Source organism: Streptomyces sp. AgN23, from assembly GCF_001598115.1.
GTDB lineage: Bacteria > Actinomycetota > Actinomycetes > Streptomycetales > Streptomycetaceae > Streptomyces > Streptomyces antimycoticus.
Genome location: NZ_CP007153.1, coordinates 6022408 through 6048357 on the forward strand (window position 1 = coordinate 6022408; position 25950 = coordinate 6048357).

Here is a 25950-nt window from a genome sequence, read left to right on the forward strand (position 1 = left end):
CGAGTCGTGTCCTTCACGCCGAGTGCCATGTTCCGCTACACCCTCATGCGCTTGGGAATCTTCGTCGGCTCGTTCCTGGCCATCTGGGGCCTGGTCTACGTGCGGGTGCTGCCCTCCGGCCTCGGCAGCTCCAACCTCTTCTGGGTGGCGCTGCTCGCGCTGGTCGTCTCCGCGCCGCTGAGCTGGGTGCTGCTGCGCAGGCAGCGGGACGCCGTGGCCGTCCAGGTCGCCGAGAAGGTGGACCGCGCCAAGGAGCGGCTGGCGGCGAACCAGAGCCAGGAGGACGGCGTCTGACCCGCGCCGGGCTGTAACCCTCCTCACACCACCCCACACACTCCACCGACGCCCCCTGCGCCAGCTTCCGCTGGCACAGGGGGCGTTGATGTCTTTCGGCCCCTCAGGAGCCGTCAGGAGCCCTCAGAAGCCGCCGGAAGTCAAAGATTTCCTTTGGGTGCCCCAAAGCGACGGTGTTAATGTACTTGTCATGAAGACAGCAGCCGCGCCCCTCATCTCCGCGAGCGTTCCGCTCGTGGCGCGCCTGCACATCGATCTTTGCCGCTGCCTGTCCGCGGCCTGTCGTCGCCGCTGATCGACCTCACGCACAGCGGCCGGAGATCCCGTACGGACTCCTGGCTTTCTCCCGCCCTCTTACCTCCACCGGAGTGTGTCCGTTGTCGTCCGCCCTCAAGGCGTCCCCCCAGGGGTCGCCGTCCTTCCGCCTGCCCAAGGTGCCCTTCTGGGCACAGATCCTGCTGGGCCTCGTCCTCGGTGTGGTGCTGGGCTGGATCGCCCGCAGCGGTGATGTCGGCTGGCTGGTCACCACGCTCGACAAGATCGGCTCGATCTTCGTCCAGCTGCTGAAGCTGGCCGTCGCCCCGCTGGTGTTCTTCGCGATCCTGATCTCGATCACCAATCTGCGGAACGTCAACAACGCCGCCCGGCTGGCGACCCGCACCCTGCTGTGGTTCATGGCCACCTCGCTCATAGCCGTCGCCATCGGCCTCGCGATCGGCCTGATCACCAACCCGGGCGCCGGCACCGATCTGACTCCCAAGGACGGCGCCAAGCCCGACCACGCGGGCTCCTGGCTGGACTTCCTCACCGGGATCGTGCCGACCGACGTCATCACCCCGTTCACCGAGCTGAACGTCCTGCAGATCGTCTTCATCGCCGCCGTCGCGGGCGTCGCGGCCCTCCAGCTCGGCGAGAAGGCCCAGCCGATCCTCACCCTGAGCCAGTCGGTGCTGGGACTGCTCCAGAAGGCCCTGTGGTGGGTCATCCGCCTCGCCCCGCTGGGCACCCTCGGCCTCATCGGCACCGCCATCGCCGACTACGGCTGGAACCTGATCGGCAAGTACGCGACCTTCACCGCCGACATCTACATCGGCTGCGCGCTGGTGATGTTCGGCGTCTACCCGCTGCTGCTCGCTACGGTCGCCAAGGTCAACCCCCTGAGCTTCTTCAAGGGCGCCTGGCCCGCCATCCAGCTCGCCTTCGTCTCCCGCTCCTCGGTCGGCACCATGCCGCTGACCCAGAAGGTCACCGAGCGGCTGGGCGTCCCCAAGGAGTACGCCTCCTTCGCGGTGCCCTTCGGCTCGACGACGAAGATGGACGGCTGCGCCTCGATCTACCCGTCGATCGCCGCGATCTTCATCGCCCAGATCTTCGACGTCCACCTCGGCATCGGCGACTACCTCCTGATCGCCTTCGTCTCGGTCATCGGCTCCGCCGCCACCGCCGGCCTTACCGGCGCCACGGTCATGCTGACCCTGACCCTCTCCACCCTGGGCCTGCCCCTGGAGGGCGTCGGCCTGCTGATGGCCATCGACCCGGTGCTGGACATGATGCGGACCGCCACGAACGTGGCCGGCCAGTCGCTGATCCCGGTGATCGTCTCGGCCCGCGAGAAGATCCTCGACCACGAGGCGTACGCCCACGCCAGCGCGTCCCCGCTGGACGACTACGACGAGCCGGAGCGGCAGCTCGCCGCCGCGTAACCGCTGACCGGTGAACCCCTGACCGGCGACAAAAGGGTGCCCCCGGACCTCCGCGAGGTCCGGGGGCACCGCACTGTTCACTCGCCCGCCGTGGCCTCCAGTCCGACGATGGCCACCACCAGCAGGAGCAGGAAGAAGATCCGGGCCGGGGTGACCGGTTCATGGAAGAGGATCATGCCCAGCAGCGCGGTGCCGACCGCGCCGATGCCGACCCAGACGCCGTAGGCCGTGCCGATGGGCAGGCTCTTCACCGCCACGCTCAGCAGCCCCATGCTCACGATCAGACCGGCGACGGTGAACACGCTGGGCCACAGCCGGGTGAAGCCGTCGCTCAGCTTCATGCCGATCGACCAGCAGATTTCGAACAGTCCGGCGATGAGCAGCAGGACCCATGCCATGACGGCACCTCCGTGAAGTCTCTCGTTACGGGGTGCGTCGTCTTTGCGGGGCCCGGTACGGCGCGTCTCGTCGGGTTGTTTCCGACCGTAGCAAACCCCGGCGTCAGGCGATCGGGGCGGTGAGGAGGGGCAGGGCGCGGGTGAGTTCGCGCTCCCAGTAGGGCCAGGTGTGGGTGCCGGGGCCGTAGAGATGGGCGGTGACGGCCAGACCGTGGGCGCGGGCGCGGCGCACATAGCGCTGGGCCATCTCCCCGAGGCCGCGCTCCAGGGTGTCCTCGGGGCGGTCCGGAGGGTCGAGGGGGCCGGGGGTGCCGTTGCCGCAGGCCAGGTAGAGCGGATAGCCGCGGGGGAGCCGGGGGATGAGGGCGTAGGGATTGTGGGCGTCCCAGAGCGCGGACTGGGCGGCGGGGTCTCCCCACAGGGCCGTCGGGTCGGCGCCCTGGCCCGTAAGGATGCCTTGGACGCCGGCGGGGTCCAGGGTGGTGTGGATGACACCGCTGAAGGACGCCGCCGCGCGGAACAGGCGGGGGTGGCGGGCGGCGTAGGACAGGGCGCCGAAGCCGCCCATGGACAGCCCGGCGACCGCCCGGCGGCCGTTGGCCCGAAGGGCGCGCTCCAGGAGGGGGCGCAGCTCGGCCAGATGGAAGGTCTCCCAGGCGGGCGGGCCGTAGTGGCCGCCGTTCCACCAGTTGGAGTAGAAGCCGACCGGGCCGCCCTCGGGTGAGACGATCAGGGCCGGGGTGCCGGCGGTAATGGCCTCGACATCGGTGTTGAGGGTCCACGCCTCCCAGCCGGGGCCGGGGTCGCAGCACCCGTGGAGCAGATAGAGCACCGGCCAGCGGTGGTGGGGGCGGCGGTCGTAGCCGGTGGGGAGGAGGACGCGGGCATGGCCCTGGCGGCCCAGTGCGGGGGAGTCGATCGTCAGGTCGAGGACGCGCTCGCTGACGCGGTCCGCGGCGATGAGGCGTGCGCGGGCGGGCGTCCGGCGTCCGGCAAGGGCTTCCGCGGGACGGGCCTTCGAGGGGCCGGGCTCCGGGGAGCGGGCTTCGGCCGTGGTCGTCAGGAGCGGTGTGGCGGCCAGCGCGGTGAGTGCGGCGACGGCTCTGCGGCGGTTCGGCATCGTTCGTTCTCCTTCGCGGCGCTGCGTACGGAGCTGAACGGGGCACGGTGCGTGGTCAGTTGAAACTTTGATGTCGACGGGCGGCTGTGGCAAGAGCGCCGACAGCGGTCCCCCGTAGGCTTACTCGCGATATGTGTGCGGGGGCACGATCGAAGGGGGCGGCCTGCGTGGGCGGGGAGACGGGGAGCAAGCGCGTACCACGGGCGGTGCGGGAGCAGCAGATGCTGGACGCGGGGGTGCGGGCCTTCGCGCGCAGCGGCTATCAGAACGCCTCGATGGACGACATCGCCGAGCTGGCCGGGGTTTCCAAGCCGCTGGTCTATCTCTATCTCAACTCCAAGGAAGAGCTGTTCACGGCGTGCATACGACGGGAGGCCGCGGCGCTGGTGACCGCGGTGCGCGCCGCCGTGGAGCGGGACGCGCCCGCCGACCGGCAGTTGTGGAGCGGGCTGAGCGGCTTCTTCGCCCATGCGGCCGAACATCCCGAGGGCTGGACGCTGTTGCATGTGCAGGCCCGTACGCATGGCCAGCCCTACGCGCGCGAAGTGGCCGCGATGCGGGCGGAGATCGTGGAGTTCGTGACGCAGCTGATCGGGGCGGCGGCGCGGGAGCACGCCCGCGGCACGGCGCGCGCCCGGACCCTCGCGGGCACCGAGGTGTCCGGGCTCGCGCACGCGCTGGTGGGTGCGGCCGAGTCGCTCGCGGACTGGGCGGGCGACGGAAGAGCGGGCGGGCACTCGGCCAAGGAGGCCGCGGCCACCCTGATGAACTTCGCCTGGGCCGGGTTGGGGAATCTGCTCCAGGGGACGGGATGGTCGCCCGATCGGGTCGGGTGAGGCGTGGATTCAGCTGAGGCGTGGGTCGGCGTGGTGTCGGGCGGGCGTCAGGCGGTGCAGTTGCCCCGTGCCGGCGCGTCCGCCAGCCGTCCGGCCATCCAGTCCAGGGCCGCCGGGATCCCGGTCAGCGCCGTGGTGACATGGTCGAGCGGATAGTCCCGCCACTCCACCGGCACGCCCTGGGCGCACCAGCGGGTGCGCAGCGCCTCGCCGACCCGGTACGGGATCAGCTCGTCCACCAGGCCCTGGTAGAGGTAGACGGGGCGGTCCGGGGAGCGGGTGCCCAAGTACGAGGACCGCAAGGCGAGTTGCCAGGCCGGGGCGGCCAGCGGGTCCCTTACGGTCACCTCGGACATGTGCTGGAAGAGCCCCGCGATGGTGCTGAGGGCCACGCAGTTCCGCTTCATGAAGTCCACATAGCCGCGGCCCCGGTCGTTGAGGTACGCGTCGAGCCGCAGTGCGGGGAAGGCCGAGTCCTGTCCGGTGAGCGCCATAAGGGCGAGCCCGGCACCGGCTCCGCCGTCGTTGTAGTCGAGCGTCGTGGGGAGATCGGCGGGCACGCCTCCGGCGGCCGTGCCCTTCAGCCGCAGCTCGGGGGCGTACGAGGCGTGCAGTTCGGCGGCCCAGCCGGCCGCCTGGCCGCCCTGGGAGTAGCCCATGATGCCGACGGGAGCGTCCGGTGAGAGTCCGGCCGCCGGAAGGCGCTGGGCGGCGCGCGCCGCGTCCAGGACGGCATGGCCCTCGGACCGGCCGGCCGTATAGGTGTGGTCGCCCGGGGCCCCCAGCCCCTCGTAGTCGGTGACGGCGACGACCCAGCCACGGCGGAGCGCCAAGTCGATCAGCTGGGCCTCGATCGAGGTGCCCTGCGGGAACCGGCCGGAGACCGCGCAGTCGTCGGAGAGGCCGACGGCGCCGATGCCCCAGGTGAGGAGCGGCCGGGGGCCCTGTTTGCCGTCGTCGGGGACGACGACCGTGCCGGAGACGACGTCGGGGCGGCCGGTGGCGGTGGTCGAGCGGTAGGTGATGTGCCATGCCCTGGTCGCCGTCGGCACCCCGGGCAGCGTCCGGAAGGCGGTGGGGGCGGAGGTGACGATGTCGCCGGGTCTGCCGGTGCCGGCGGCCGGGGCGCCCGATACGGCCGCGGCGGCGGGCGGCGCCGAGGCCAGGGCCAGTGCGGCGAGGGCGGCGAGCACGGTGGTGCGGATGCGCATACGGCTCTCCCAACGGTGCGGGCGGTGCGCTCTGGTGGTGCCGAGTCGCTGTGGGAGGACCGTAAGGACGGGCGGAATGTCTGTGGCTGACCGCGGCGCTCAGATTTGCTGACTCCATGTCTCATGTCGGTATGCGCCCGGAGTTGACCCGGTCCAGCGCCGGAACGCCCGGTGGAACGCCGTGTCCTCGGAGAAGCCGAGCCGTGCGGCCAGGTCGGCGATGGGTTCGGCCCCCTCGGCCAGGCTGCTGACCGCCTCGTCGCGCCGGACGGTGTCCTTGAGCTCCTGGAAGGACGTGCCCTCCTCGCGCAGCCGCCGCCGCAGCGTCGCCGGGCTGACCGCCAGCCGGGCGGCCACCTCGGGAAGCTCCGGGAGCCGCGCGGTGCGCCGGCCGCGTGGGCTCATCGCCGGGCCGCCGCGTGCCCGCAGTGCCCCGGTGAGCGCGTGCCGCACCTGCTCGGCCACGGTCGTCGCGTAGCCGCGGCGGCTGAGCAGTCCGGCGGGCGCGTGCCGCAGCAGCGTCCGGAGCGTGGACTCGTCCTGGACGACGGGGGCGGTCAGCCAGCGGCGGTCGAAACCGGCCGCGGTGCGCGGTGCGCCGAAGCGGGGCGGGCAGCCGAAGAGCGGCTCGTAGTCGTCGGCGTACGGGGGCGGGGGGTAGGCGAACTGGGCCCACAGCAGCGGGATTCGGCGGCCGATCAGCCAGCCGGCGAGCCGGTGCCAGATGAGCATGAGCCATTCGGCCACGATGTGGTGCTCGGCCGCCGTAAGGCCGTCCGCATGCGGGCCCAGCCCGCCGCGCAGGGCGAACACCGCCTCCCCGCCGCGGTCCGCGCCGCGCTCCAGGGCCAGATTGGGCCCGCCGGGGAAGAGCCGGTAGAAGCGGGCCCCGCGCTCCACCGCCGTGCCGAGGTCGGGGCAGCCCAGCGAGGCGTAGCACATCATCGCGAAGGTGCCGGGGCGGCTGCGGATGGTCCCCAGCCCCAGGAACTCGTCCCCGGTGGCCCGGTGCAGGGCGCGCACCAGCCGGGCGAACTGCTCGGGGGAGACGCGGGCGCGGTCGTCGGTGAGCAGCAGCGGGGGTATCCGGGCCCGTTGCAGCAGGGGGACGGTGTCGAGGCCGAGCCGCTGCGCACCGCGCAGCGCGGCCCGCACATGGTGCACCGTCACCGTCCGCCGCCCGCGCCCCATGGTCAAAACCGTAGCCCGATCGGGGCGTTGCGTCAGCGGTGCGTCGCTGGACCTCTACACGGCGTGAGCACCTTAAGGGCGGCACGAACCCCCCATTCCGGGTGAGTGCCTTGAGCCGAGGAGGGCGTGAGCGCCTTACGGGCTATTCTCGACGGCCCGTGACGAACCTGTGAGAGCGGTGAGGGACATGACCACGACCCGGCGGCCCGCGACAGCCGAATGGCTCGGTCTCGAGCCCCATCCGGAGGGCGGCTGGTACCGGGAGACCTGGCGCAGCGATGTCACGGTGCGGCCGCCGGGGTACGAGGGCGAGCGCGCGTCGGCCACGGCGATCTATTTCCTGCTGACTGCCGGTGAGGAGTCCCGCTGGCATGTGGTGCGCTCGGCCGAGCTGTGGCTGTGGCACAGCGGCGGCCCGTTGCGGCTCCGGCTGGGCGGTACGGGCGACGGCCCGGACGCGGCCCCCACCGAGCTGGTCCTGGGCCCCGATATCGCCGCCGGCCAGCGGCCCCAGGTCGTCGTCCCGCCGGGCACCTGGCAGTCGGCCCGTCCGGGGTCGGACGAGGAGGTCCTGGTGAGCTGTGTGGTCTCCCCGGGCTTCGACTTCGCCGACTTCCGGTTGCTGGAGGACTGACCGCCTCCGCGAGGCTCCGGGAAAGGCAGAAAGCCGGAAAGGGCGGAGAAGAGGCGGAAAAGGCAGGAGCCCCGCTTCCCGCCAGGCGGGGAGCAGGGCTCCTTAGGTGGTGCTGAAGGATCAGACGGGGCTGACGTTCTCCGCCTGGGGGCCCTTCGGGCCCTGAGTGACGTCGAAGGTCACGGCCTGGTTCTCCTCAAGAGAACGGAAGCCGGTCGCGTTGATCGCGGAGTAGTGAACGAAGACATCGGGGCCGCCGCCGTCCTGGGCGATGAAGCCGAAGCCCTTCTCGGCGTTGAACCACTTGACGGTTCCGGTAGCCATAAGCCCTCCTTGGGCCAAAGGGTTGCCCTGCTCCAGAACCTGCAAGAAGTCTGAAAACTACAAAAGCCTGCGGTTACATGCTCCGCAGGCTCTGTACTGCAAGGAAACCAAACTGCAACTTGCGGCGAGCCTAGCACGCTCCGTGTGCACGAGGAAAGAGCCGAAGATCACGAAAACGAGGGGTTTCCCTGGCTTCCAGGATGGATAAGATCGCAGGTCGAGCGCTTACCGGTCAGTCAGCGCGCGGCCGGCCGAGCACCCCGCCGCCATTCCCGAGGGCGAGCGGGGCTAGCCTCCGAGACGTGGACTATTCACCGAGTTCCCCCTCGCGGAGTACCCAGGACGCCTCCGAAAGCATCGGATCCCCTGTCGGTCATCGGCTCAGCCGGCCAAAAGTGGGGCACATCCAGTACCTCAATTGCATGCCGTTGTACTGGGGCCTCGCCAGGACCGGATCCCTCCTGGATTTCGAGCTCACCAAGGCATCTCCCGACGCACTCAACGACCTGCTGGTCCGTGGTGATCTCGACATCGGCCCGATCAGCCTGGTGGAGTATCTGCGCAATGCGGACGATCTCGTCGCGCTCCCCGACATCGCGGTGGGCTGCGACGGACCCGTGATGTCCTGCGTGATCGTCTCGCAGGTGCCGCTGGAGCAGCTGAACGGGGCGCGCATCGCACTCGGTTCCGCCTCGCGCACCTCCGTACGCCTGGCTCAGCTGCTGCTCGCCGAGCGGTACGGGCTCACACCCGACTACTACACCTGCCCGCCCGACCTCAGCCTGATGATGCAGGAGGCCGACGCGGCGGTGCTGATCGGCGACGCCGCGCTGCGGGCCAATCTCCACGACGCGCCCCGGCTGGGCCTCCAGGTCCACGACCTGGGGCAGATGTGGAAGGAGTGGACCGGGCTCCCCTTTGTCTTCGCGGTGTGGGCGGCCCGCCGCGAGTACCTGGAGCGGGAGCCGGAGATCGTCCGGGGCGTGCACCAGGCGTTCCTGGAGTCGCGGAACGTCTCCCTGGAGGAGGTCGGCAAGGTCGCCGAGCAGGCGGCGCGCTGGGAGCACCTCGAGGCGTCGGTGCTGGAGCGCTACTTCACCACCCTCGACTTCAGCCTCGGTGCGGAGCAGCTCCGGGGCATCACGGAGTTCGCCCGCCTTACGGGTCCGACGACGGGATACCCGGCGGACGTCCGGGTCGATCTGCTGACCTGACCTGACCTGACCGACCCGACCTGACCTGACCTTCCGGACCGCACCGACCTGCGTGGATGGCGGGAACACCCCCTAAGCTGGATCGGCGCACGGAGGGGGAGGCAACGCGATGGATCCGCTGGGAGCGGACGATCCGCAGGTCATCGGCGCGTACCGGCTGCTCGGACGGCTCGGTTCGGGCGGGATGGGCCGGGTCTTTGTGGGACGCAGCGCGGGCGGGCGCACGGTAGCGGTGAAGGTTGTGCACGCCCATTTCGCGATGGACGAGGAGTTCCGCGCCCGCTTCCGGCGCGAGGTCGACGCCGCGCGCCGGGTCGGCGGCGCCTTCACCGCGCCGGTCCTGGACGCCGACCCGGAGGCACGCATTCCGTGGGTGGCCACCGGCTATGTGGCGGGCCCTCCGCTCAACCAGGCCGTGTCCGACGAGGGGCCGTTGCCCGCATCGGCGGTGCGGGCCCTGGGCGCGGGACTCGCCGAGGCCCTGGCCGCGGTGCACGCCCTCGGCCTGGTCCACCGCGACGTCAAGCCGTCCAATGTGCTGCTCGCGCTCGACGGTCCGCGGCTGATCGACTTCGGCATCGCGCGGGCCACCGAGGGCACGGTGTCGCTGACCTCGACCGGCGCCTCCATCGGCTCGCCCGGCTATATGGCGCCCGAGCAGATCCTGGGCGAGGGCGTCGAGGGCGCGGCCGATGTCTTCTCGCTGGGCGCGGTGCTGGCGTACGCGGCGACCGGCAAGCCGCCGTTCCCGGGCGACACTTCGGCCGCGCTGCTCTACAAGGTGGTGCACGACGAGCCCAAGCTCGGCCCCGAACTGACCGGGGAGCTGCGCGATCTGGTCGCCGCGTGCCTCGCCAAGAACCCGGCCGACCGCCCCACCCCCGAGCGGATCGTGCGGCGCCTCGCCCCCGAGGACGGCGCCTCGGGGCTCGCGCGGCCGGGCTGGCTGCCGGGGGCGCTGGTCGAGCGGGTGAGCCGGCAGGTGGTGGAGCTGCTCGACCTGGAGGCGGAGGCCGTGGCCCTGCCGCCGGCGGCCGAGCGGCCCGCCATAGGGTCGTCCACCAGAGTGCCCGCCATAGGGCCGTCCCCGGCCGGGCCGTCGGCCGTGGAGCCACCCGCCGCCGGGCCCTCGACCACCCAGCCGCCCGCCGAGGACTCCCCGACCCCGCCGCCCACCCCGGCCCCGGGCTCACCCCTGCTGGGTGCCTTCGGCCCGCCCGACCCGTCGTACGCCAACGGGCTGCCCCCGGGGCCCGGCCGGCCGGGCCCCCGCTTCCCTCCCCGCCGTCCCCACCGTCCCCGCCGTCGGCGAAACCGGGCGGCCGCAGTGTCGCGCTCTCCGCCGCCGTCGGCGGTAAGAAGCGACCCAAGGCGCTGAGCTGCACGCTGGTGCTGTCCGTCGCGGGCGCGCTGGCCGTGGCGACGACCGCCGCCGTGCTCTTCAGGGTGCTGCCCGGCGGCTCCGCCGACAACAACGACCAGGGCGCCGCGGACCCCCACGCCTCCGCCACCGAGCGGAACCCGGGAGGTCCTGATGGCTCCGGGAAGGGCGCCGTGCCCAAGGCGTTCCTCGGCACCTGGAAGGGCGATCTGACCTCCGACTCGGGTATCCCGGTGGGCACCTTGACCATCACCTTCCGGCAGGGGCGGACCGGACAGGACGTCGCCAGCGGCCGGGTCAAGCTGTCGGTGCTGCGCTGCGACAGCACCTGGAAGCTGGTCTCGGCGGCCCCGAAACAACTCCACCTCGACGCGCGCCTGAAGGGCTCCGAGCCCCAGCAGGGGTGCAGCGACGCCTCGACGGACGAGCAGTTCACCCTCACCTCCGACGGCGCGCTCAGCTACAGGGCGAAGGACGAGCAGGCGGGTGACCCCACGGGCACGCTGCGCAAGCTCGAATGAGCGGGGCGGGCCGCACTGATGTGCCCGCCCCGTACTCGTACAGGCGTACAGGCGCTGGCGTACGCTGGGTCGGTCCACCCATAAACCTCCGAAAGGTACGCCCCGGTGACCGCAAACGCAGAGGTGCAGGTAGTCCTCGACCGCGCCGCCGACGGGGGGCGGATCACCCCACAAGAGGCGCTCGACCTTTACCGCTCGGCTCCGCTGCACGCGCTGGGGGCTGCCGCCGACGCGGTCCGGCGGCGGCGCTACGCCGGCACCGAGCACATCGCGACGTACATCATCGAACGGAACATCAACTACACCAACGTCTGCGTGACGGCGTGCAAGTTCTGCGCCTTCTACGCCGCGCCGAAGGACACCGCGAAGGGCTGGAGCCGCGATCTCGACGACATCCTGCGGCGCTGCGCGGAGACCGTCGAGCTGGGCGGCACGCAGATCATGTTCCAGGGCGGCCACCACCCGGACTACGGCGTGGAGTACTACGAGAAGCACTTCTCGGCCATCAAGAAGGCGTTCCCGCAACTGGTGATCCATTCGCTGGGGGCGTCCGAGGTCGAGCACATGGCGCGGATCTCGGGCGTCTCGGCCGAGGAGGCCATCCGCCGTATCCACGCGGCCGGCCTCGACTCCTTCGCGGGCGCGGGCGCCGAGCTGCTGCCCGAGCGGCCGCGCAAGGCCATCGCACCGCTGAAGGAGTCCGGCGAGCGCTGGCTGGAGATCATGGAGATCGCCCATAACCTGGGCGTGGAGTCCACCTCCACCATGCTGATGGGCACCGGCGAGACCAACGCCGAGCGGATCGAGCACATCCGCATGATCCGCGATGTGCAGGACCGTACGGGCGGCTTCCGCGCCTTCATCCCGTACACCTACCAGCCCGAGAACAACCACCTGAAGGGCCAGACGCAGGCGACCGTCTTCGAGTACCTGCGGATGATCGCCATCGCCCGGCTCTTCCTCGACAACGTGGCCCATATCCAGGGTTCCTGGCTGACCGTCGGCAAGGAGGCCGGCCAGCTGGCCCTGCACTACGGGGCGGACGACCTCGGCTCGGTGATGCTGGAGGAGAACGTGGTCTCCTCGGCCGGCGCCCGCCACCGCTCCAACCGGATGGAGCTGCTCCACCTCATCCGCGCGGCCGGCCGGGTCCCCGCGCAGCGCGCGACGACGTACGAGCACCTGGTGGTGCACGACGACCCGGCGAACGACCCGGTCGACGACCACGTCGTCTCGCATCTGTCCTCGACGGCGATCGAGGGTGGCACGGCCCACCCCGAGCTGACGGTGATCCAGGCGTCCTGATGCTGACGCTCCACGCGGCGCCCGTCGTCCGGCACACCCCTGACGACGCGGCGCCGCTGCACGACGCCGCCGTCGCGGTCGACGGCGACCGCATCGCGGCCATCGGCCCCCTGGAGGAGCTGCGGCGGAGCTATCCGCGGGCCCGGGTGCGGGAGTGGCCCGGGGAGCTCGGCCCGGCCCTCGTCCACGAGGGCCCCGTGCCGGACGCGCCCAGCCCGCGGGAGCGGATCCACGCCCTGCTGCGGCGGGGCGCGACCGCCGTTCTCGCACACCACCTCGGGGACGCCGAGCTGCGCGCGGCCGCCCACCGGGGCGGTATCACCGTCCTGGACCGGCCCCGGCCGCCCGTCCTGGCCCCGGCGGGCCGCGCGGACCTGGCCGTCTTCGACGCGGACGGCGCGTGCCTGGCCACGGTGGTGGCGGGGCGGCTGGTGCACCGGCGCCGCTGAGGCACGCCGGGCCCCGGGCGGGGGCGCGGGGCGCGGGAGGTGAACAATGGGGGCGTGAGCCGAGCATCCCTGGACAAGCAGCCGCACGAAGTCGCCGCCATGTTCGACGGCGTGGCGGCCAAATACGACCTCACCAACGATGTGCTGTCGCTCGGGCAGGCCCGGCTGTGGCGCAAGGCGGTCGCCCGGGCCGTGGACGCGCGCGCCGGTGAGCGGGTGCTCGACCTCGCCGCCGGTACGGGGACGTCCTCGCTGCCCTTCCAGGCGGCGGGCGCGTACGTGGTGCCGTGCGACTTCTCGCTCGGGATGCTCCGGGAGGGCAAGAAGCGCCATCCGCGGCTGCCGCTGACGGCGGGCGACGCGACCCGGCTGCCCTTCGCGGACGGGGTCTTCGACGCCGTCACGATCTCCTTCGGGCTGCGCAACATCCAGGACACGCAGGGGGCGCTGCGCGAGATGCTGCGGGTGACCCGGCCCGGCGGACGGGTCGTCATCTGCGAGTTCAGCCACCCCACATGGGAGCCGTTCCGCACGGTCTACAGCGAGTATCTGATGCGCGCGCTGCCGCCGATCGCGACGTCGGTCAGCAGTAACCCGGACGCGTATGTCTACCTCGCCGAGTCCATCCGCGCCTGGCCGGACCAGCCCCGTCTCGCCGCCCGGCTGCGGTCGGCGGGCTGGGGGCGGCCGGCCTGGCGCAACCTGACCGGCGGCGTGGTGGCTCTCCACCGGGCGTACAAGCCGTAAGGCGGCTAAGGCGGCCACGGACGCGGCAACGTGCCGTAAGGCGGCCGTACGTGCCGTAAGGCGGCCACGGGCGGTCCCCGGCCGGACCGTGGGACGGCACCTTGCTGCCCTTCGCGCCCCTTCGCGAGTGCCGGAGTTTCGCCCCACATAGACTGCAGCTGTCCAGTGCCCGGCGTGACCGGCACGCCGTTACCGAGGCTTGGGGAGACCCCGCGTGAGCGAGACCGCACCCACCGAGAGCGCGTCCGTTGGGATCTCGGAGCGCAGCGCCGATGTGATCGTCGTCGGCGCCGGACCGGCCGGCTCCACCACTGCGTACCACCTCGCCAAGGCGGGGCTGGATGTGCTGCTACTGGAGAAGACGGCCTTTCCGCGCGAGAAGGTGTGCGGTGACGGGCTGACCCCGCGCGCCACCAAGCAGCTCGTGGCCATGGGCATCGACATCTCCGAGGAGGCGGGCTGGCTGCGCAACCGGGGCCTGCGGATCATCGCGGGCGGGGTGCGGCTGCAGCTCGACTGGCCGGAGCTGGCCGCGTACCCCAACTACGGCCTGGTCCGTAAGCGCGACGACTTCGACGAGCAGCTGGCGCGGCAGGCGCAGAAGGCCGGGGCCCGGCTGTACGAGCGCTGCAATGTGGGCGCCCCGATCACCGACGACCGTACCGGCCGGATCACCGGGGTCCACGCGAAGCTGGGCGAGGAGAAGACGCCCGTCACCTTCCACGCGCCCCTGGTGGTCGCCGCCGACGGCAACTCCACCCGGCTCTCGCTCGCCATGGGGCTGCACCGGCGCGAGGACCGTCCGATGGGCGTGGCCGTGCGGACGTACTTCACCTCGCCCCGCCATGACGACGACTACCTGGAGTCCTGGCTGGAGTTGTGGGACCGGCGCGGTGCGCAGGACCGGCTGCTGCCCGGCTACGGCTGGATCTTCGGCATGGGCGACGGCACGAGCAATGTGGGCCTGGGCGTCCTCAACACCTCGTCCTCCTTCAAGGAGCTCGACTGGCGCGAGGTCCTCAAGGCGTGGTGCGCCTCGATGCCGGAGGACTGGGGCTACACCCCGGAGAACATGACCGGCCCGATCCGCGGCGCCGCGCTCCCGATGGCCTTCAACCGGCAGCCGCACTACACCCGCGGGCTGCTGCTCGTCGGTGACGCGGGCGGCATGGTCAACCCGTTCAACGGCGAGGGCATCGCCTATGCGATGGAATCCGGGCAGATCGCCGCGGACGTGATCGTCCAGGCCCAGGCCCGCGCCACCGCCCCCCAGCGCGAACTGGCCCTCCAGCGCTACCCGAAGGTCCTGAAGGACACCTACGGCGGCTATTACACGCTGGGCCGGGCGTTCGTGAAGCTGATCGGCAATCCGAAGGTCATGAAGCTGGCGGCGCAGCGCGGGCTGACGCATCCGATGCTGATGCGGTTCACCCTGAAGCTGCTGGCGAATCTGACGGATCCGACGGGCGGCGACGCGATGGACCGCATCATCAACGGCCTCACCAAGGTGACCCCGCGAGCCTGACGGCCCGTCCGGACGCCGCCGCGTGCCCGTGTCCGGACGCCCCTGCCGCGGGTACGTCCGGCGGTCCGGCCGCTAGGCCCCCGGGCCGCCGCTCGCGATGACGCCGAACGGCGCCCGGACCACATCCGCCAGCCAGGCCATCCGGCCGATCCCCTCGGCCGACATGGCCGGCATCAGCACCGAACCGCCCAGGTCCTGTCCCTTGGCCACCACCGCGTCGCAGTCCGCCACCTCGAAGTACGGCAGCCACTGCGGCGGTGTCGAATGCCCCTCCTGGAGCTGGGCGACGCCGCCGAAGGAGCCCTCCCGGCCGGCGCCGGTGGTCATCAGCACCGTGTACGACCCGCCGGGGAAGGACATCTCCTCGGCGTCCCAGCCGAAGACCTTGCGGTAGAAGGCCAGGTCCCTGGGGGGATCGGGGGAGTGGAGCTCGGTCCAGCACAGGGTGCCGGGGTCGTTGACCGCGTCCAGCCCCGCCGTCCCGCCAGGCTGCCAGATGGCGAAACGGGCCCCGCCGGGGTCGGTGAACTGGGCCATCCGCCCCTCCTCGAAGACGTCGAACGGAGCGAGCCGCACCGTGCCGCCCGACTGCTCGACGGTCCGCGCGGTCGCCTCGGCGTCACGGGTGTGGAAATACGGCGTCCAGGCGGACCGTTGGCCCTCCTCGGTGAGCGGACCGACGGCGGCGACGGTCTCGCGGCCCAGGGTGAAGAAGCCGTACCCGCCCGCTTCGGGGCCGGCCGACTCGAAGCGCCAGCCCATCAGGGAGCCGTAGAAGGCCACGGCCGCTTCGGTGTCGGGGGCGCCCAGATCGAGCCAGTTAGGGGCGCCGGGGACGTAATCGGTGGTGAGCATGGGCGCTCCTTCGACGGTCGAGCGCGAAGAGGCGGGAAGTTCTGCCGGCCATTGCCTCGTTCTGTCCGGGATTGCCTCGTTACTCAGTCTGGCACCGGGCACCGACGGCCGCCGCCGGGCTCGACATGACGTCGCCGTGGAGCGGTGGTGACAATGAAGGCAGGGGGCGCCGTGCGCGCGAGCCGCGGTGACACCGGATCGATGGGGCTCACAGGGCCGGATCCACCGCCGGTGGGCCTGGCAGGAGGTACACCATGACGAAGGCAGCGGACATCATGCACCCGGGCGCGCAGTGGCTTCCGGAGAACGAGACGGTGCTGCGCGCCGCCCAGCTCATGCGGGAGCTCGGCGTGGGGGCCCTGCCGGTCAGCGACAGCAATGAGCGGCTGTGCGGCATCGTGACCGACCGCGACATCGTCGTCGACTGCATCGCGGAGAACGCCGACCCGTCCGGGACTCCCGTCGGGGCGCTCACCAAGGGCACTCCGCGCTGGATTTCCGCGGACGCCGATGTCACCGACGTCCTGCGGGAGATGGAGGAGCACAAGATCCGCAGGCTGCCGGTGATCGACCAGAACAAGCGGCTGGTCGGAATGATCTCCGAGGCGGACCTGGCGCACCACCTCAGTGACGACCTCCTCGGCGAGTTCCTGGAGAAGGTCTACGCGCAGTAGGCGCGCGATGGGGGCGTGAGGCCGCCGTCCGAGGTCGGAACGGCGGCCCCAGGCCCCTGGATCGGGAGGTGCGCCTTACAGGACGCGCACGGCCCCGGTGGGCATGTCGTAGTCCAGCGGGCGCTCGACGATTCCGGTGCTCGGGTTCTGGGCGCCGATGAAGTTGCCGTCGCCGACGTAGACGCCGACGTGGTACGCGCTGCCGGCGCTGCCCCAGTAGAGCAGGTCGCCCGGCTGGAGGGAGTCCAGCGAGACCGGGGTGCCGGTGGTGGACTGGTCCTGGGAGACGCGCGGCAGGCTCACGCCGACCTGCTTGAAGGCGGCCTGGGTCAGCCCGGAGCAGTCGTAGGAGGACGGACCGCTGGAGCCGAGCACATACGCCTTGCCCAGCTGCGCCTTCAGGAAGCTGATCAGCGTGGCGGCGTTGCCGGTGGCGTTGCTGACGCTGGTGGTGGACAGCGTGGTGCGCTCGGCGGAGCGCGACGCCTTCGCCGCCTGGGCCTTGGCCTCGGCCGCGCGCTTGGCGGCCGCCTTACGGGCCGCCTCCCGGGCTTCCTTCGCCTTACGGTCGGCCTCCGCCTTGGCCTTCTTGGCGGCGATCTTCGCGTGGGCGGCCGCCTGCTCCTGCTGTGCCTGGAGCTCGTAGTCGGATGCGGCCTGCTGCGTGGCGTCCGCGGTCTGGGCGGCCGTGCTCGCCAGCGTGGCGCTGACGGTCGGCATTTCCAGGGTGGACTCGGCCGGGGCGGCGTTGGACTCCGCGGCGGAGGCGGGCACGGCGGCACCGGCCACCGCGAGGGTGAGGAAGCCACCGGTCATCCCTGCGCGGAGTGCACGCGTGGACGCGGCACGGCGGGGCTTCCGGTGGCTGGGTATGTGTGCGACTGGGGACATAGGTCCTTGGCTACCAGGGCCCTAAGGCCCAGATCAACAAAAGTGGGGTGCGCCACATTTGACGTGCACACGCTTAGAAATCGGACCAAATGATCTTCGTGGCCTCGTCGGCGGCCATGCCCGAATTTCTCGATCATGTCTCTACGCACGGCATTTGGCGGCCATGCGGTGTCTGCGGACGATCTACCACTGATGTGGCCCGCAGACAAAGGGTTCCCGGGAAATCTAGATCCACAACCGGTCCGGGCGTGGGATACCTCACTCGCTCCGAGCCGCTCGTGAACGCGTGCGCGAACCGGTGATCAATCGGTGATCGACCCATGATCGATCGACGCCCGGGGTGAGCGTCTCTGGTGGGGATGGCGGACGCTTACCAGCTGACAAAGTCCACTGCAAATTTGCATGTATGTACCATGTCTTGGTAGGAGCGCAACGCGCTCACCTGTGGTGACGTCTCCGAATGTCACTTCTCGTGGTCGTTCGGATGCTTCACGTACAAGATCACCGCTCATCCGACTTCATGATCCTTCGTCAGGTGGTGGAGATCACAAAGGCGTTGTCGTACCCCGTGTCGCAGATCACAGACCGACGGGCATAGGATGCAGGCGAAACGGGCTTGTGAACTGCCTCACATGTGCGCGATCTTCGTGGGGTGACCGGCATGTCCGTGCGGTCCGCCAAGCAGTCATCGTCGACTGAAGGGAGCGAGGACGGTGAACGCATACGCGCCCATCCTCGTACTGGGAGCCCTCGGGGCAGGTTTTGCGATCTTCTCGGTGCTCATGGCCGCGATCATCGGCCCCAAGCGCTACAACCGGGCCAAGCTCGAGGCCTATGAGTGCGGCATCGAACCGACTCCGCATCCGTCCGGCGGTGGGCGCTTCCCCATCAAGTACTACCTGACGGCGATGCTCTTCATCGTCTTCGACATCGAGATCGTCTTCCTCTACCCCTGGGCCGTCACCTTCGACGCCCTCGGCCTGTTCGGGCTCGTGGAGATGCTCCTCTTCGTGCTCACCGTCTTCGTGGCCTACGCCTACGTATGGCGGCGCGGCGGCCTGGAGTGGGACTAAAGGGGCTCTAGAGGAGATAGGGGAAACATCGCATGGGTATCGAAGAGAAGCTCCCGAGTGGGTTCCTGCTCACCACCGTGGAGCAGGCCGCCGGGCTGGCCCGTAAGTCCTCCGTCTTCCCGGCCACCTTCGGGCTGGCCTGTTGTGCCATCGAAATGATGACCACGGGTGCCGGGCGCTACGACCTCGCGCGCTTCGGCATGGAGGTCTTCCGCGGCTCACCCCGCCAGGCCGACCTGATGATCGTCGCCGGGCGGGTCAGCCAGAAGATGGCCCCGGTATTGCGCCAGGTTTACGACCAGATGCCGAACCCGAAGTGGGTCATCTCCATGGGCGTCTGCGCCTCCTCCGGAGGGATGTTCAACAACTACGCGATCGTGCAGGGCGTCGATCACATCGTTCCGGTCGACATCTATCTGCCCGGCTGTCCGCCGCGCCCCGAGATGCTCATGGACTCGATCCTCAAGCTGCACCAGAAGATCCGCGAGGAGAAGCTCGGCGTCAATCGCGAGCGTGCGGCCCGTGAGGCGGAGGAGGCGGCGCTCAAGGCGTTGCCGTTGATCGAGATGAAGGGGCTTCTTCGGTGAGCGACGCACACGAGGCCACCGGGCCGCAGACGGCGACGAAGGCCGCACTTCTGCGCCTCGTGGGCGGAGAAGCGAACGGAAGGGAAAGGCGTTGACCGAGGCCAACGGGTCCAACGGGGTCAACCCGGACAAGGACCTCAACGCTGAGAACCTCCCCGGCCGCCGTGGCGACCAGGGCGAGCCCATCCGCGTCCAGCGCGGGATGTTCGGCGCCAACAACGGCGGCGACACCACCGGCTACGGCGGGCTGGTGCGCCCCGTACGGCTGCCCGGCCAGGCCACCCGGCCGTACGGGGGCTGGTTCGACGAGGTCGCCGACGAACTCGAGGGCGCGCTCGAGGAGCAGTCGCTGCTCCCGGAGAACGCGATCGAGAAGACCGTCGTGGACCGCGGTGAGCTGACCTTCCACATCGCCCGCGAGCACCTGCCGCAGGTCGCCCGGACCCTGCGCGACGACCCGGCACTCCGCTTCGAGTTGTGCACCGGCGTCAGCGGGGTGCACTTCCCCGGCGACAAGGGCCGTGAGCTGCACGCCGTCTACCATCTGCGGTCGCTCACTCATGGGCGGGTGGTCCGGCTGGAGGTGAGCGCCCCCGACAGCGATCCGCACATCCCGTCGATCGTCGATGTCTATCCGACCAACGACTGGCATGAGCGCGAGACCTACGACTTCTTCGGCCTGATCTTCGACGGTCATCCCGCGCTGACGCGGATCATGATGCCCGACGACTGGCAGGGCTTCCCGCAACGCAAGGACTACCCGCTCGGCGGCATCCCCGTCGAGTACAAGGGCGCCCAGATCCCTGCTCCGGACCAGCGGAGGTCGTACAGCTGATGACTGCCCCCCATGCAACGCCCTCGGCCTCCGCGCGCGAGACCACCGAAGGCACCGTCTACACCGTCACCGGCGGCGACTGGGACGAGGTCGTGGCCGCCGCGGCGAAGGCCGACGACGAGCGGATCATCGTCAACATGGGTCCGCAGCACCCCTCCACCCATGGGGTGCTCCGGCTGATCCTGGAGATCGACGGCGAGACGGTCACCGAGGCCCGCTGCGGAATCGGTTATCTGCACACCGGGATCGAGAAGAACCTCGAGTTCCGGAACTGGACGCAGGGCACCACCTTCGTGACGCGCATGGACTATCTGACGCCCTTCTACAACGAGGCGGCGTACTGCCTGGGCGTCGAGAAGCTGCTCGGCATCGAGGACCAGATCCCGGACCGTGCCTCGGTGATCCGGGTGCTCCTGATGGAGCTCAACCGGCTCTCCTCGCATCTGGTGGCCATCGCCACCGGCGGCATGGAACTCGGCGCGACCACCATCATGATCTACGGTTTCCGCGACCGCGAGCTGATCCTGGACATCTTCGAGCTGGTCACCGGCCTGCGGATGAACCACGCGTACATCCGGCCCGGCGGGCTCGCCCAGGACCTGCCGCCGGGTGCGGTCGACCAGATCCGGGTCCTGCTGAAGACGATGCGCAAGAACCTGCCCGAGTACGACAAGCTCGCCACCGGGAACCCGATCTTCAAGGCCCGGCTGCAGGACGTGGGCTACCTCGATCTCGCCGGCTGCATGGCGCTCGGCGTGACCGGCCCGATACTGCGTGCCACCGGGCTGCCGCACGATCTGCGCAAGTCCGATCCGTACTGCGGCTATGAGACCTATGACTTCGAGGTGCCGACCGCCGACACCTGCGATGCCTACGGCCGCTTTCTGATCCGGCTGGAGGAGATGCGCCAGTCGCTGCGGATCGTCGAGCAGTGCCTGGAGCGGCTGGAGCCGGGTCCGGTGATGGTCGAGGACAAGAAGATCGCCTGGCCCGCGCAGCTCGCGCTCGGCCCGGACGGCCTCGGCAACTCCCTGGACCACATCAAGAACATCATGGGCACCTCGATGGAGGCCCTGATCCACCACTTCAAGCTGGTGACCGAGGGATTCCGGGTGCCGCCCGGACAGACCTACGCGGCGATCGAGTCGCCCAAGGGGGAACTGGGCGCCCATATGGTCAGCGACGGCGGCACCCGCCCGTTCCGCGTCCACTTCCGCGACCCGTCCTTCACCAATCTGCAGGCAGTGGCGGCGATGTGCGAGGGCGGCCAGGTCGCCGATGTGATCGTGGCCGTCGCGTCCATCGACCCCGTGATGGGAGGAGTGGACCGGTGACCGACGCACGCGTGAATGGTGCCTGCGCGCAGCGCAGCCGCTTGAGGGCGGTGGCGGGAGACGGGCGGGACGCCGGGCCGCAGATGACGACGATGGCCGCACCCCTGCGCCGCGCGGGCGGAGAAGGGAACGATGAGGCACAGTGAGTGATGTTCAGCTGGGGATGCCGGAGCTGCCGGCGCCCGACTACCCCGCCGAGGTACGTGCCCGGCTCGAGGCGGACGCCCGGGAGGTGATCGCCCGCTACCCGGACAGCCGCAGCGCGCTGCTGCCGCTGCTGCATCTGGTGCAGTCCGAGGAGGGCCATGTCACCCGCACCGGCATGCGGTTCTGCGCCGAGGTGCTGGGGCTGACCACCGCAGAGGTCACCGCCGTCGCCACCTTCTACACGATGTACCGGCGCAAGCCCTCCGGCGACTACCAGGTGGGGGTGTGCACCAACACCCTGTGCGCGGTGATGGGCGGCGACGCGATCTTCGAGGAGTTGCAGAGTCACCTCGGCGTGGGCAACGGGGAGACCACCGAGGACGGCAAGGTCACCCTGGAGCACATCGAGTGCAACGCGGCCTGCGACTACGCCCCCGTGGTGATGGTCAACTGGGAGTTCTTCGACAACCAGACCGTCGAGTCGGCCAAGGGGCTGGTCGACGATCTGCGGGCGGGCCGGACCGTCGAGCCGACCCGGGGCGCGCCGCTGTGCACTTACAAGGAGACCGCCCGCATCCTGGCCGGCTTCCCCGACGCCCGTCCGGGCGCCGTCGAGGCCGGCGGCTCCGCGGGGCCCGCCTCGCTGGTCGGGCTGCGGTTGGCCAAGGGGGAGGCCGCGCCCGGCCGGGTCGTCTCGCCGAGGTCCGCGGACGCCCCGCAGGACGAGGCGCCGCCGACGCATCCCAGCTCGCATGACGCGCCGCAGCGGACCTCCGCCTCCGATCCGCACCACCCCGCAGGTCCGGTCGCCGAGGAGGGGGAGTGATGACCGTGACAACCGAGATCAATGGGCACAGCCCCGAGAAGCTGCTGGCACCCGTGCTCTCCGCCTTCTGGGACCAGCCGAACTCCTGGGCCCTGCGCACCTATCTGCGGCACGAGGGTTATGAGGGCATGCGCAAAGCCCTCGCCATGGACCCCGACGCGGTGATCGCGCTGGTGAAGGACGCGGGTCTGCGCGGACGCGGCGGCGCCGGCTTCCCCACCGGAATGAAGTGGCAGTTCATTCCGCAGGGCGACGGCAAGCCCCACTATCTCGTCGTCAACGCCGATGAGTCGGAACCGGGCACCTGCAAGGACATCCCCCTTCTCTACGCCAATCCGCACTCGCTCATCGAGGGCATGGTCATCGCCTGTCATGCCATCCGCTCCGAGCACGCCTTCATCTATCTGCGCGGCGAGACCGTCCCCGTGCTGCGACGGCTGCACGAGGCCGTCCGCGAGGCGTACGAGGCGGGCTACCTCGGCACGGCGGAACGGCGGCGGGACAAGCTCGGGGTGGACGGACTTCCCGGTCTCGACATCACCGTGCACGCGGGCGCCGGCGCGTACATCTGTGGTGAGGAGACCGCGCTGCTGGACTCGTTGGAGGGACGCCGTGGCCAGCCCCGGCTGCGGCCCCCCTTCCCCGCGGTCGCCGGTCTGTACGCGTGCCCCACTGTGGTGAACAACGTCGAATCCATCGCCTCTGTTCCCGCGATCCTCAACAAGGGCAAGGAATGGTTCCGTTCGATGGGCAGCGAGAAGTCCCCGGGCTTCACGCTCTACTCGCTGTCCGGCCATGTGGCCAACCCCGGACAGTTCGAGGGCCCGCTCGGGATCACCCTGCGCCAGCTGCTCGACATGAGCGGCGGGATGCGCCCCGGCCACCGGCTGAAGTTCTGGACCCCGGGCGGCTCGTCCACCCCGCTGCTCACCGAGGAGCACCTGGACGTCCCGCTGGACTACGAGGGCGTGGGCGCGGCCGGGTCGATGCTGGGCACCAAGGCGCTCCAGTGCTTCGACGAGACCACCTGCGTGGTGCGGGCCGTGACCCGCTGGACCGAGTTCTACGCACATGAGTCCTGCGGCAAGTGCACACCCTGCCGCGAGGGCACGTACTGGCTGGTGCAGCTGTTGCGCGATCTGGAGGCCGGCAAGGGGCGGATGGACGACCTCGACAAGCTGGCCGACATCGCCGACAACATCAACGGCAAGTCCTTCTGCGCCCTCGGCGACGGCGCGGCCAGCCCCATCTTCTCCTCGCTGAAGTACTTCCGCGAGGAGTACGAGCAGCACATCACCGGCGGGGGCTGTCCGTTCGACCCGGCCAAGTCGACCGTCTGGGCCGACGAGCCGCGCTCCACTCACCTGGGGGTGAACGCATGACCGTGACCACCAACGCACCCTCGTCGGGCGGGGAGGCGGCGGTGCCGCGAGAGGATCTGGTCTCCGTCACCATCGACGGGATCGAGATCTCCGTTCCCAAGGGGACGCTGGTCATCCGTGCCGCCGAACTGCTCGGCATCGAGATCCCGCGGTTCTGCGACCATCCGCTCCTCGATCCGGCCGGCGCCTGCCGCCAGTGCATCGTCGAGGTGGAGGGCCAGCGCAAGCCGATGGCCTCCTGCACCATCACCTGCACCGACGGGATGGTCGTCAAGACGCAGCTCACCTCGCCGGTGGCCGAGAAGGCACAGCGCGGGGTGATGGAGCTGCTGCTGATCAACCACCCGCTGGACTGCCCGGTCTGCGACAAGGGCGGTGAATGCCCGCTGCAGAACCAGGCGATGAGCGCCGGACAGGCCGACAGCCGCTTCGAGGGCCGGAAGCGCACCTTCGCCAAGCCGGTCCCGATCTCGGCCCAGGTGCTGCTGGACCGCGAGCGCTGTGTGCTGTGCGCGCGCTGCACCCGCTTCTCCAACCAGGTCGCGGGCGACCCGATGATCGAGCTGCTGGAGCGGGGTGCGCTGCAGCAGGTGGGCACCGGCGAGGGCGACCCGTTCGAGTCGTACTTCTCCGGCAACACCATTCAGATCTGCCCGGTGGGCGCCCTGACCTCGGCGGCGTACCGCTTCCGCTCCCGCCCCTTCGACCTGGTCTCCTCGCCCAGCGTGTGCGAGCACTGCGCGGGCGGCTGCGCGACCCGCACCGACCACCGGCGCGGCAAGGTCATGCGGCGGCTGGCGGCGGACGACCCCGAGGTCAACGAGGAGTGGATCTGCGACAAGGGCCGCTTCGGCTTCCGCTACGCGCAGTTGCCCGAGCGGCTCACCACCCCGCTGGTGCGCGACCGCGAGACGGGGAAGCTGGAGCCGGCGAGCTGGCCCGAGGCGCTGGACGCGGCGGCCGAGGGGCTGGGGATGGCGCGCGGCCGCACCGGCGTGCTCACCGGCGGCCGGCTGACCGTCGAGGACGCGTACGCCTACGCGAAGTTCGCGCGGCTCGCCCTGGACACCAACGACATCGACTTCCGGGCCCGTACGCACAGCGATGAGGAGGCCGACTTCCTGGCCACCCATATCGCGGGCCGGGGGCGTGACCTGGACGGCGGCGGGCTCACCTACACCACGCTGGAGAAGGCCCCGGCCGTGCTGCTGGTGGGCTTCGAGTCCGAGGAGGAGTCGCCCGGCGTCTTCCTGCGGCTGCGCAAGGCGCACCGCAAGCACGGACAGCGCACCTTCTCGCTGGCCACCCACGCGACCCGGGGCCTGGAGAAGGCGGGCGGCGTGCTGCTGCCGGCCGCCCCCGGCACCGAGCCGGAGTGGCTGGACGCCATCGCGGGCCGCACCGGTCTGGACGAGAGCGGGGAGCGGGCCGCCGAGGCGCTGCGCGAAGAGGGCGCGGTGATCATCGTGGGCGAGCGGCTGGCGTCCGTGGCCGGCGGGCTGACCGCCGCCGTACGGGCCGCCGCCGCCACCGGGGCCACACTCGCCTGGATTCCGCGGCGCGCGGGGGAGCGGGGCGCGATCGAGGCGGGCGCCCTTCCCGGGCTGCTGCCCGGCGGCCGCCCGGCCCACGACCCGCGGGCGCGTGAGGAGGTCTGCGCCGTCTGGGGCACCCATGACCTTCCGCACCAGGTGGGCCGGGACACCGGCCAGATCATCGAGGCCGCGGCGGTCGGCGGGCTCGGCGCGCTGCTGGTCGCGGGCGTCGAGGTCGCCGATCTGCCCGATCCGGCCCGGGCGCTGGAGGCCCTGGACGCGGTGGACTTCGTGGTCAGCCTGGAGCAGCGGCCCTCGGAGGTCACCGAGCTGGCCGATGTGGTGCTGCCGGTCGCGGCGGTCGTCGAGAAGTCCGGCACCTTCCTCAACTGGGAGGGGCGGGCCCGGCCGTTCGAGGCGGCGGTCAAGCCCGACCAGATGACCCGCCGTCATACGCTGCCGGACGCCCGGGTGCTGCACATGCTGGCCGACGCGCTGGACGCGCCCCTCGGCCTGCCCGACGTCGAGGCCGTACGCACCGAGATGACCCGGCTCGGCACCTGGCAGGGCCCGCGCCCCGCCGCCTCGCTGGAGACGGGCGGCCCGCTGCCCCGGCCGGCCGAGGGCGAGGCGGTGCTCGCCGGCCATCGGCTGCTGCTCGACCAGGGCCGGCTGCAGGACGGCGATCCGGCGCTGGCCGGGACCCGCCACGCGGCCGTGGCCCGGCTGTCGGCCGCCACGGCGGGCGAGGCGGGGGTCGAGGACGGCCAGATCCTGCGCGTCAGCGGACCGGCCGGCTCGGTCCAACTGCCGTTGAGCATCACCCCGATGCCCGACCGGGTGGTCTGGCTGCCGCTGGCCTCCGTCGGCGGCGGTGTCCACCGCGATCTAGGAGCCCGCCCCGGTGACGTCGTCACGATCACTGCCCCCGCGACGGAGGTGACCCAGTGAGGTATCT

At 70.8% G+C, this 25950-nt stretch carries 25 protein-coding genes, 1 pseudogene and 1 riboswitch; of the genes and pseudogenes, 19 read left to right on the plus strand and 7 right to left on the minus strand.

What is annotated here, in order from left to right; translation table 11 throughout:
* Window positions 1-27 precede the first annotated feature (27 nt).
* Together AS97_RS26060 and AS97_RS26065 are read left to right on the plus strand one after the other, a co-directional pair.
* Complete coding sequence (locus tag AS97_RS26060; protein ID WP_059145114.1) at window positions 28-294, plus strand: DUF4229 domain-containing protein; 267 nt, start codon at window positions 28-30, stop codon at window positions 292-294.
* Window positions 295-671: 377 nt separating this feature from the next.
* Window positions 672-1997 (plus strand): dicarboxylate/amino acid:cation symporter, encoded by a 1326-nt coding sequence (locus tag AS97_RS26065; protein WP_210565762.1) that lies wholly within the window; start codon window positions 672-674, stop codon window positions 1995-1997.
* A gap of 77 nt (window positions 1998-2074) precedes the next feature.
* On the opposite strand, the gene AS97_RS26070 is transcribed toward AS97_RS26065, so the two are convergent.
* Together AS97_RS26070 and AS97_RS26075 are read right to left on the minus strand one after the other, a co-directional pair.
* Complete coding sequence (locus AS97_RS26070; protein ID WP_059145063.1) at window positions 2075-2395, minus strand: multidrug efflux SMR transporter; 321 nt, start codon at window positions 2393-2395, stop codon at window positions 2075-2077.
* A 31-nt stretch (window positions 2396-2426) separates the two neighbouring features.
* A riboswitch (guanidine-III (ykkC-III) riboswitch) is annotated at window positions 2427-2492 on the minus strand.
* A gap of 6 nt (window positions 2493-2498) precedes the next feature.
* A complete protein-coding gene (locus AS97_RS26075) occupies window positions 2499-3515 on the minus strand; it encodes an alpha/beta hydrolase family protein (protein WP_210565763.1) in 1017 nt (338 codons plus the stop codon).
* 221 nt (window positions 3516-3736) lie between these two features.
* On the opposite strand from AS97_RS26075, the gene AS97_RS26080 reads away from it, so the two are divergent.
* The gene (locus AS97_RS26080; protein WP_093463750.1) at window positions 3737-4351 is read left to right on the plus strand and encodes a TetR/AcrR family transcriptional regulator; all 615 of its coding nucleotides are present in this window, start codon (window positions 3737-3739) and stop codon (window positions 4349-4351) included.
* 47 nt (window positions 4352-4398) lie between these two features.
* Here AS97_RS26080 and AS97_RS26085 read toward each other — a convergent pair whose 3' ends face one another.
* Window positions 4399-5562 carry a lipase family protein gene (locus AS97_RS26085; protein ID WP_210565764.1) on the minus strand — a complete coding sequence of 388 codons (1164 nt, stop codon included), beginning with the start codon at window positions 5560-5562 and terminating at the stop codon, window positions 4399-4401.
* Window positions 5563-5661: 99 nt separating this feature from the next.
* Window positions 5662-6753, minus strand: coding sequence for an AraC family transcriptional regulator (locus AS97_RS26090; RefSeq protein ID WP_210565765.1), 1092 nt, complete (start codon window positions 6751-6753; stop codon window positions 5662-5664).
* A gap of 187 nt (window positions 6754-6940) precedes the next feature.
* Here AS97_RS26090 and AS97_RS26095 point away from each other — a divergent pair, with 187 nt between their 5' ends.
* Window positions 6941-7387, plus strand: a complete 447-nt coding sequence (locus AS97_RS26095; protein WP_059145058.1) for a cupin domain-containing protein — start codon at window positions 6941-6943, stop codon at window positions 7385-7387.
* 120 nt (window positions 7388-7507) lie between these two features.
* Here the strand turns inward: AS97_RS26095 and AS97_RS26100 are convergent, their stop codons facing one another.
* Window positions 7508-7711 carry a cold-shock protein gene (locus tag AS97_RS26100; RefSeq protein ID WP_014054052.1) on the minus strand — a complete coding sequence of 68 codons (204 nt, stop codon included), beginning with the start codon at window positions 7709-7711 and terminating at the stop codon, window positions 7508-7510.
* A gap of 356 nt (window positions 7712-8067) precedes the next feature.
* Between AS97_RS26100 and AS97_RS26105 the strand changes: the two genes are divergently transcribed.
* From AS97_RS26105 to AS97_RS26130, 6 genes and pseudogenes are all read left to right on the plus strand, one after another.
* Entirely contained in the window at window positions 8068-8925 is an 858-nt protein-coding gene (locus AS97_RS26105; protein ID WP_282615727.1) for a menaquinone biosynthesis protein, read from the plus strand.
* A gap of 109 nt (window positions 8926-9034) precedes the next feature.
* A pseudogene (locus tag AS97_RS48655) lies at window positions 9035-10827 on the plus strand (serine/threonine-protein kinase).
* A 105-nt stretch (window positions 10828-10932) separates the two neighbouring features.
* A complete protein-coding gene (gene mqnC, locus AS97_RS26115) occupies window positions 10933-12132 on the plus strand; it encodes a cyclic dehypoxanthinyl futalosine synthase (RefSeq protein ID WP_059145055.1) in 1200 nt (399 codons plus the stop codon).
* A complete protein-coding gene (locus AS97_RS26120) occupies window positions 12132-12581 on the plus strand; it encodes a hypothetical protein (RefSeq protein WP_059145054.1) in 450 nt (149 codons plus the stop codon). Before mqnC ends, AS97_RS26120 begins: the two co-directional genes overlap by 1 nt.
* Window positions 12582-12635: 54 nt before the next feature.
* Complete coding sequence (locus tag AS97_RS26125) at window positions 12636-13328, plus strand: demethylmenaquinone methyltransferase (RefSeq protein ID WP_059145053.1); 693 nt, start codon at window positions 12636-12638, stop codon at window positions 13326-13328.
* Between the two features lie 214 nt (window positions 13329-13542).
* Window positions 13543-14853, plus strand: coding sequence for a geranylgeranyl reductase family protein (locus AS97_RS26130; protein WP_185929883.1), 1311 nt, complete (start codon window positions 13543-13545; stop codon window positions 14851-14853).
* A 72-nt stretch (window positions 14854-14925) separates the two neighbouring features.
* Here the strand turns inward: AS97_RS26130 and AS97_RS26135 are convergent, their stop codons facing one another.
* Window positions 14926-15708 (minus strand): VOC family protein, encoded by a 783-nt coding sequence (locus AS97_RS26135; protein ID WP_059145052.1) that lies wholly within the window; start codon window positions 15706-15708, stop codon window positions 14926-14928.
* A gap of 254 nt (window positions 15709-15962) precedes the next feature.
* Between AS97_RS26135 and AS97_RS26140 the strand changes: the two genes are divergently transcribed.
* Window positions 15963-16382, plus strand: coding sequence for a CBS domain-containing protein (locus tag AS97_RS26140; protein ID WP_059145051.1), 420 nt, complete (start codon window positions 15963-15965; stop codon window positions 16380-16382).
* 75 nt (window positions 16383-16457) lie between these two features.
* Here the strand turns inward: AS97_RS26140 and AS97_RS26145 are convergent, their stop codons facing one another.
* Window positions 16458-17273 carry a C40 family peptidase gene (locus tag AS97_RS26145; RefSeq protein WP_079059449.1) on the minus strand — a complete coding sequence of 272 codons (816 nt, stop codon included), beginning with the start codon at window positions 17271-17273 and terminating at the stop codon, window positions 16458-16460.
* A gap of 713 nt (window positions 17274-17986) precedes the next feature.
* Here AS97_RS26145 and AS97_RS26150 point away from each other — a divergent pair.
* The 8 genes from AS97_RS26150 (at window position 17987) to AS97_RS26185 (ending at window position 25943) form a co-directional block, all read left to right on the plus strand.
* Window positions 17987-18346, plus strand: a complete 360-nt coding sequence (locus AS97_RS26150) for an NADH-quinone oxidoreductase subunit A (protein WP_014054062.1) — start codon at window positions 17987-17989, stop codon at window positions 18344-18346.
* 32 nt (window positions 18347-18378) lie between these two features.
* Complete coding sequence (locus AS97_RS26155; protein ID WP_059145049.1) at window positions 18379-18933, plus strand: NADH-quinone oxidoreductase subunit B; 555 nt, start codon at window positions 18379-18381, stop codon at window positions 18931-18933.
* 91 nt (window positions 18934-19024) lie between these two features.
* Window positions 19025-19768, plus strand: a complete 744-nt coding sequence (locus AS97_RS26160; RefSeq protein ID WP_059145048.1) for an NADH-quinone oxidoreductase subunit C — start codon at window positions 19025-19027, stop codon at window positions 19766-19768.
* The gene (locus AS97_RS26165) at window positions 19768-21102 is read left to right on the plus strand and encodes an NADH-quinone oxidoreductase subunit D (protein WP_059145047.1); all 1335 of its coding nucleotides are present in this window, start codon (window positions 19768-19770) and stop codon (window positions 21100-21102) included. The genes AS97_RS26160 and AS97_RS26165 overlap by 1 nt, the downstream gene beginning before the upstream one ends.
* Window positions 21099-21248, plus strand: coding sequence for a hypothetical protein (locus AS97_RS26170; RefSeq protein ID WP_167746382.1), 150 nt, complete (start codon window positions 21099-21101; stop codon window positions 21246-21248). The genes AS97_RS26165 and AS97_RS26170 overlap by 4 nt, the downstream gene beginning before the upstream one ends.
* 17 nt (window positions 21249-21265) lie before the next feature.
* On the plus strand, window positions 21266-22075 hold the full coding sequence (gene nuoE / locus AS97_RS26175) for an NADH-quinone oxidoreductase subunit NuoE (RefSeq protein WP_059145046.1): 810 nt from the start codon (window positions 21266-21268) through the stop codon (window positions 22073-22075).
* Entirely contained in the window at window positions 22075-23457 is a 1383-nt protein-coding gene (nuoF, locus tag AS97_RS26180; RefSeq protein ID WP_059145045.1) for an NADH-quinone oxidoreductase subunit NuoF, read from the plus strand. The genes nuoE and nuoF overlap by 1 nt, the downstream gene beginning before the upstream one ends.
* Window positions 23454-25943, plus strand: a complete 2490-nt coding sequence (locus AS97_RS26185) for an NADH-quinone oxidoreductase subunit G (RefSeq protein ID WP_059145044.1) — start codon at window positions 23454-23456, stop codon at window positions 25941-25943. The genes nuoF and AS97_RS26185 overlap by 4 nt, the downstream gene beginning before the upstream one ends.
* Window positions 25944-25950 lie beyond the last annotated feature (7 nt).